The sequence below is a fragment of the Desulfitobacterium sp. genome, from assembly GCF_982384815.1.
Window position 1 is genome coordinate 1 of the sequence record NZ_CEVWNY010000130.1, and the last position, 7,557, is coordinate 7,557.

A 7,557-nucleotide genomic window follows, 5' to 3' on the forward strand; every position below is an offset into this window, starting at 1 on the left:
CTTAACGGAGCCTATGGCCGGTTCCGATGCTTCCGGAACCAGGACCACGGCAGTAAAGGATGGCGATAGTTATATTCTTAACGGCTCCAAGGTCTTTATCACTAATGCCTATGAGGCGGATACCTACGTGGTGACGGCCCAAATGGATAAAAGCAAAGGAAACAAAGGAATCGCCGCCTTTATCTTAGAGAAGGGGATGCCGGGCTTTACTTTCGGCAAGAAAGAAAAGAAGATGGGCATTCGCTCCTCAGCCACTTACGAATTAGTCTTTGACAATGTTCGGGTTCCTGCTGAAAATCTCTTAGGTCAAGAAGGTCAAGGCTTTAAGATTGCCATGGTAACCTTGGACTTTGGCCGCATCGGCATTGCCTCTCAAGCTTTAGGCATCGCCCAAGGTGCTTACGAGCAAGCCAAAAATTACGCCAAGGAAAGAGTTCAATTCGGTCAACCTATTGCTCAATTCCAAGCAAATCAGTTTAAGTTAGCGGATATGGCAACCCAAATCGAAGCCGCCCGGCTATTGGTTTATCAGGCAGCTTATCTTGCCACTCAACATAAACCGGTTTCCAAAGCCTCGGCCATGGCTAAACTTCACGCTTCTGAAACAGCTATGTGGGTTACCACTCAGGCGGTACAAATGCATGGAGGTTATGGATATACCCGTGAATATCCTGTAGAACGGATGATGAGGGATGCTAAGATTACTGAGATCTATGAAGGAACCAGTGAAGTACAAAGAATCGTTATCGGCAGTCATATTTTAAAGGAATAGCAACCGTAACCCGGGTGGTTTAAGGAACGATGTAATACCATGGAAATCCAAGAGGGGGGTACTTTATGAACATAGTCGTATGTGTGAAGCAAACTGTAGATACGGAAGCCAAAATCGTCTTAAATAGCGCAGGAAAAGTTGACACCAATGGCGTCACCTTGGTCATTAACCCCTTGGACGAATACGCCATCGAGGAGGCGTTACGGATCAAGGAAAAATTCGGCGGTGAAGTAACCGTTGTTACCTTGGGGGGGGATCAAGCTACTGCGGCAATTCGCAGTGCCTTAGCCATGGGTGCCGATAAAGCGATTCACATCAATGACCCGGCCCTAGGTGAAGTAGATGAAGGTATGACTGCCGCAATTCTTGCCCAGGCAGTACAAACCCTGCCCTACGACATGATCCTGGCGGGAGTAATGGATACAGATATTGGTTCGGCACAGGTGGCAGTGCGTATGGCGGAAAAAATGGGACTACCTTCCATTAGCAGTGTTACCAAATTAGATATTAACGGTAGTCAGGCAACGGCCCAGCGGGTCATCGATGGGGGGCTTGCTACTATGGAGGTCACACTCCCGGCTGTCATCACCGTAGTGCAAGGAATTAACGAAGTCCGGTATCCATCGGTAGCCGGAATCATGAAAGCCAAAAAGAAACCATTAACTGTTCTTAAACTGAGCGATTTGGGACTCAATGCTTCTGACCTGGCTGCTCAGGCAAAGGTCACGAAATTTACTTTGCCCATCCCAAGACAAGGGGGTAGAAAACTTCCCGGGGAAGCTGCAGAAGCGACCCGTGAGCTGGCACGCATCCTGCGTGAGGAAGCAAAAGTACTCTAATCTGAAGATGAACAAAGTAAAGGAGCGAGTAATATGCCAAAAGGAATATGGATATTTGTCGAACAAGCAGAAGGAAAAATTCGCAAAATATCCTTTGAAATCTTAAGCCAAGGACGCAAGATTGCCGACCAAATCGGAGAACCTTTAGTAGCTGTCATCGCCGGTGAAGGGATTGCCGGATTTGCTAAGGAAGCAGCTGCCTATGGTGCTGACCAAGTCTACTTGCTGGATTCACCTCAATTAGCTCAGTATACCACCGGGGCTTATACTTCTGCCCTAGCCAAACTGCTTCAGGAAAAAGAGCCACAAGCTTTCATATTGGGCCATACGGCAGTGGGTAAAGACTTGGCACCCCGCTTGGCTCAGCGTTTAGGAGTAGGCCTTGCCTCGGATGTTATAGACATTGAAGTAGATCCGGAGAAATTTCTCCTTTACAAACGGCCTGTCTATACGGGTAGTGCCTTTGCCTATGCAGAAATTGTTAGCCGCCCCAGTCTGGCTACAGTGCGAGCTAAGTCTTTCGCGGCATCCCAGCCGGACCCGGCCCGACAAGCCGAAGTTGTTGAAGTAACGGTGGACATCGATCCTGCAGATCTAAAGGTCATTGTAAAGGATATAGCTCTTTTAGTCACCAGCCGACCGGCACTTACCGAAGCAGACATTATCATCTCCGGTGGTCGGGGAATGAAAAGCAAAGAAAACTTTGCCATTCTTGAGGAACTTGCCGATGTTGTAGGGGCGGCGGTAGGGGCATCCAGGGCAGCAGTAGATTCAGGATGGATCGATAACCAATTTCAGGTTGGACAAACCGGTAGCATGGTGGCACCGACCCTGTATATTGCCTGTGGCATCAGTGGTGCTATCCAACATATAGCCGGCATGGGTGCCTCCAAATACATTATTGCCATCAATAAAGACCCGGATGCACCCATTTTCAACGTTGCCGACTACGGCATAGTGGGGGATCTGTTTGAAGTCGTCCCCCTCCTTACGGAAGAGTTCAAGAAATTGGTTAATGAATAAGGCCAGGGGAATTCACCCAATTAATGCTTATGTGTAAGCGGGAGTTCACCACTGGAAACAGGGAGCAAAAATTTAATCGAAGGGGTACTGTTACAAGGCAGTACCCCGGATCATAAGAATATTGAAATGAATAAAGAATGAATAAAGGATAAAGGGCTTCTTTTTGGATTTAGATATGGGGTTGGGATTAGGGAAGGGGGAATGTGGATATGGCGACACGCCAGCTTTATTGGAATATCGAAAATCACTGGTTGATCTACCCTATGTTAATCATAGCTGTCGGTTTTTTCTGTTATGGTTTTTATCAACGCTATAAGCTGTGGCGTTTAGGTCAAGCAGAGAATCGTTGGCAAAATATCGGGAGAAGAATTGGCGATGTCCTGGTTTATGGATTAGGTCATAAAAGGATCTTAAAAGAGGGATTTCCCGGAATAATGCATTTGTTTATGTTCTGGGGTTTTGCGTTACTATTTTTTGCCACGGCAATTGTGGCTCTGCAGGCAGATTTTGGGGTAAATATCTTTAAGGGTGGCCTTTATATCTTTATCAAGATCACTGCCAATATTTTTGGGCTGCTTGCTATAATTGGCGTACTCATGGCAATTTGGCGGCGGTATGTTAGACGCCCGGATCGTCTCGATAATAAAAAGGATGACGGCATTGTTTTGGCCCTGATCCTGACCATTCTGGTGACCGGATTTGTTATCCAAGCTGTGCGGATGGCGGCTATTGATGATCCTTGGAGTGTTTATGCCTTTGTTGGCTATGGGATAGCACCGCTTTTTCGGGGCTTGAGCCTGGCAACCTTGGAAGGAATTCATGTTTTTCTTTGGTGGTTCCATTTCATCTTGGTGATGGTGTTTTTCGGGTATTTTCCCTACTCCAAGCTTTCCCATATTCTTCTTGCTCCCGCTAATCAATTCTTGCGTAAGCATGGACCCATCGGGATTCCGGAAAAAATCGACTTTGAAGATGAGAACTTGGAGACCTATGGCAAAAGTAAGCTTGGGGAGTTCAGTTGGAAGACTCTTTTTAATACAGATGCTTGTTTACGCTGCGGTAGATGTCAAGATAATTGTCCGGCTTACTTAAGTGGTAAGCACCTTAATCCTAAACAGGTTATTCAAGATATGGGTGCCTATCTGGAAGAGACCGGTAAGGCCCTGAAAGAGTATCAAAAAGTCAAGCCGACCCTTGCGGGTGCTACAGAGGGTGCAGAGGAAGTTGCAGCCGTTGCGGAAGTCCCGGGCGAAGAGGAATTGGGTTTGCGTAATCTCATCGGGGATGTAATACCTGAGGATGATCTCTGGTCTTGTACCACCTGTCGCTCCTGTGAACAACAATGTCCTATCTTTATTGAGCATGTAGATAAAACCATCGATATGCGTCGTAATCTTGTGCTAATGGAAAGCCGTTTCCCCTCGGAAGCTCAGCTTGCTTTTAGAAATATGGAGAATAACGGAAACCCCTGGGGGATTGGCTGGAGTACCCGTGCAGATTTCCTAACCGGTTTAGGAGTGAAAACCCTTGAGGAAAATCCCGAAGCGGAAATACTCTATTGGCCCGGTTGCTCAGGTGCCTTTGATGCTCGTAATCAAAAAGTAGCTGCAGCCTTTGTAAAACTTCTTCAGAACGCTGATGTAGACTTTGCAATCGTAGGCAATGAAGAAAAATGCTGTGGAGATTCCGCACGTCGTTTAGGAAACGAATATCTTTTCTATTCACTTGTCACGGAGAATATTGAAGTTCTTAACGCTTATGGTGTTAAAAAGATCGTTACTCAATGCCCCCACTGTTTTAATGTCTTAAAACAGGATTATCCGGAATTCGGCGGTCAATATGAAGTAATCCACCATACTCAGTACTTAAATGAATTAATTAAAGCGGGCCGTCTGAAAATTACTAAGGAAGCGGGGCAAACCGCCACCTATCATGACTCTTGTTATCTGGGACGTTATCATGAAATCTACCAAGAGCCTCGTGAACTCCTTAAGGCGGCTGGGTATACAGTGCTGGAAATGCCCCGTCATCATGAAAAGAGCTTTTGTTGCGGAGCCGGTGGTGGACGGATGTGGTTAGAGGAGCATGAGGGTGAACGCATTAATGAAATGCGGACAGGGGAAGCAATGGGCACGGGTGCGGATATTATCAGCACGGGTTGTCCCTTCTGTCTGACTATGATCAATGATGGGATAGCCGCCCGGGATGCAGTGGATAAAGTAAAGGTAGCGGATATTGCCGAGGTTCTCGTTAATCGAATCTCATAGAAAGAATGAATAGTGGTTTCGAGTTTATTGCGAAAATTAAGTAAATAGAAAGTTTTAGCCTGTGATTTTACATCTGACATTCAGGTATTTTGCTTGAACCGAGTTCAATCAAATATAGAGGAAGTTTGGAAATCCAACTTCCATGCAGAGATTAAGATTGAGAGGGGAAAGCATATGTCAAATAATCAAGGAGGATGGGCGAACCCTGCGCCTGCAGGTCTGGTTGCCCTAGGGGTTGCTTGTTTTGTCTTTTTTGCTCTGTTGAGCGGTAAGGTTACTGCAGGGGCAATGCCCTTAATGGGATGTTGGCTAATCGGCGGTTTTGTGGTACAAGTCATCGTTGGCGCTATTGAGTTAAAGGAAGGTCAGATTGTCGGCGGAAACGTGTTTCTCTATTTTTCGGCATTCTTTATGCTCGTGGGCGGATTAGAGTTTTTCATTAAGTATTTCGCTGCGGTCCAACAATGGTCTATACCTATTGATACGCATGTTGATGGTTGGGCCTGGTTGGTACTTGCCTTCTGCCTGGTAATGTGGACTCCCGCTTACTTTAAGGGAACCAGCTTATTAGCCCTTATTGTTATTTTGATTGATATCGCTGTCGTACAAGTAGCCTTTCTAGATCTAGGAGTACTCAGCCCAGCCTTTAAGCCCTTTGCCGGATATGCTCTTCTCTTTGCCGGGATCGTCGCAATGTATCTTTCTGCTGCCCTTATCTTAAATTCCGCATATGGCAAAACCATTTTCCCGATAACTAAGCCATGGATAGTGGAGAAACCGGCTAACATTCAATCGAAAACCTTAAACAAATAAACTAAGCTATTAAGGCAAAATACCCGGACAGTGCTTGTCTATGTCAGATGTAAAAAATCACAGGCTAAAGTATTGGAAAAAAGAGGGGTTTAGATATGGACATTTTCGAACAATACCAAAAAAAGCTTACAACACCCGAAAAGGCTGTTAGGGTGGTTAAATCAGGAGACTGGGTGGATTATGGATCATTTACCGGCCAGCCTATCGCTTTAGATAAAGCTTTGGCAGCTCGTAAAGATGAACTTGAGGATGTAAAGATTCGGGCAGTCACCGCAGCAAGAATGCCCGAGGTAGTTAGGGTAGACCCGGAAGCCAAGCATTTCATCTATAACAATTGGCATTTTAGCGGTATTGATAGGAAGCTTCATGATCAAGGGGCCTGTTGGTATATTCCTATGCTTTTTAATGAACTTCCCAGCTATTATCGCCGGTTTCTTGATGTGGATGTAGCGATTCTCCCGGTTACTCCCATGGATGAAAAAGGATATTTTAATTTCGGTCCCCAAGTTTCCCATACTAAAGCTATCTGCGAAAAAGCCAAAATAATTATTCTTGAGGTCAATCCTAATATACCCCGCTGCCTAGGCGGACAAGAAGAGAGCATTCATATTTCCGAAGTGGATTTTGTTGTCGAAGCAGAATGGCGGATGCCTCAGGTTGCCCCGGTACCTCCTTCGGAGAACGATGCCAGAATCGCCGGGTTTATTGTACCGGAAATTGTTGACGGAAGTTGTATTCAGCTTGGCATTGGTGGCATGCCCAATGTCATGGGCAAGATTATCGCTCAATCTGATCTTAAGGATTTAGGGATTCATACAGAAATGATGACCGAATCTGTTGTGGAAATGGTGGAAGCAGGTCGGGTAACCGGTGCTCGCAAGCAAATTGATGCTTTTAAGGTGGTCTACACTTTTTCGATGGGAACCCAGAAAACCTATGATTTTCTTCATAATAACCCCGGATGTGCAATTTACCCGGTAAACTACGTCAATAATCCTTTTGTGATCGCTCAACTGGATAATTTTATCGCAATTAATAATTGCGTTGAAATTGATCTATTTGGCCAAGTATGTTCAGAATCTTCTGGAATCCGTAATATTAGCGGTACAGGCGGACAAGTAGACTTTACTTTAGGCGCCTATCATTCCAAAGGTGGTAAATCATTTATTTGCTTGGAATCCACTTACCAGAAAAAGAATGGGGAAATTTTCTCACGAATTAAACCAACCTTAACCCAAGGAGCTATTGTTACGACTCATCGTGCTATGGTGAATTATGTGGTTACTGAATACGGCATCGTCAATCTAAAAGGTAAGTCTACTTGGGAACGGGCCGAAGCTCTTATTTCCATTGCTCATCCAGATTTCCGCGATGATTTGATTAAGGAAGCAGAAGCAATGGGAATTTGGAAAAGATCTCATAAGCTTGCTCTATAGGATAGCTTAGTAAATGATCGATTTATTTCTTTAAGGAGGAGAGTCATGAGAGAAGTTGTTATTGTTAGCGCTGTTCGCACCCCCGTCGGATCTTTTGGCGGGACATTAGAACAGTTTACGGGAGCAGAACTGGGAGCAATTGTTATTAAAGAGGCAGTAAAAAGGGCCGGTATTCAACCGGAGCAAGTCCAAGAAGTTATTATGGGAAATGTCCTGACTGCCGCAGCAGGTCAGAATCCTGCCCGCCAGGCAGCCATAAAAGCGGGAATTCCCCAAGAAGTACCGGCTTGGACTGTGAATAAAGTCTGCGGTTCGGGCCTTAAATCCGTAATCTGTGCCGCTCAGGCTATTCTGGCCGGAGATGCGGATATCATTGTGGCCGGTGGTATGGAATGTATGTCTTCTTC

The 7,557-nt window shown here is 45.5% G+C and carries 7 protein-coding genes; all 7 read left to right on the top strand.

Annotated elements, in window-relative coordinates:
- Window positions 1–772 (top strand): acyl-CoA dehydrogenase family protein (locus AC1U9U_RS14380; RefSeq protein ID WP_479961242.1); only part of this gene is annotated, 772 nt, incomplete at its 5' end.
- Between the two features lie 65 nt (window positions 773–837).
- On the top strand, window positions 838–1,611 hold the full coding sequence (locus AC1U9U_RS14385) for an electron transfer flavoprotein subunit beta/FixA family protein (RefSeq protein ID WP_479961243.1): 774 nt from the start codon (window positions 838–840) through the stop codon (window positions 1,609–1,611).
- 33 nt (window positions 1,612–1,644) lie between these two features.
- Window positions 1,645–2,634: an electron transfer flavoprotein subunit alpha/FixB family protein gene (locus tag AC1U9U_RS14390; protein ID WP_479961244.1), complete on the top strand. Its 990-nt coding sequence runs from the start codon at window positions 1,645–1,647 to the stop codon at window positions 2,632–2,634.
- Between the two features lie 209 nt (window positions 2,635–2,843).
- A complete protein-coding gene (locus AC1U9U_RS14395; protein WP_479961245.1) occupies window positions 2,844–4,901 on the top strand; it encodes a heterodisulfide reductase-related iron-sulfur binding cluster in 2,058 nt (685 codons plus the stop codon).
- 174 nt (window positions 4,902–5,075) lie between these two features.
- The gene (locus AC1U9U_RS14400) at window positions 5,076–5,714 is read left to right on the top strand and encodes an acetate uptake transporter family protein (protein WP_479961246.1); all 639 of its coding nucleotides are present in this window, start codon (window positions 5,076–5,078) and stop codon (window positions 5,712–5,714) included.
- A 95-nt stretch (window positions 5,715–5,809) separates the two neighbouring features.
- Entirely contained in the window at window positions 5,810–7,150 is a 1,341-nt protein-coding gene (locus AC1U9U_RS14405; RefSeq protein WP_479961247.1) for an acetyl-CoA hydrolase/transferase family protein, read from the top strand.
- Between the two features lie 45 nt (window positions 7,151–7,195).
- Window positions 7,196–7,557 (top strand): thiolase family protein (locus tag AC1U9U_RS14410; RefSeq protein WP_479961248.1); only part of this gene is annotated, 362 nt, incomplete at its 3' end.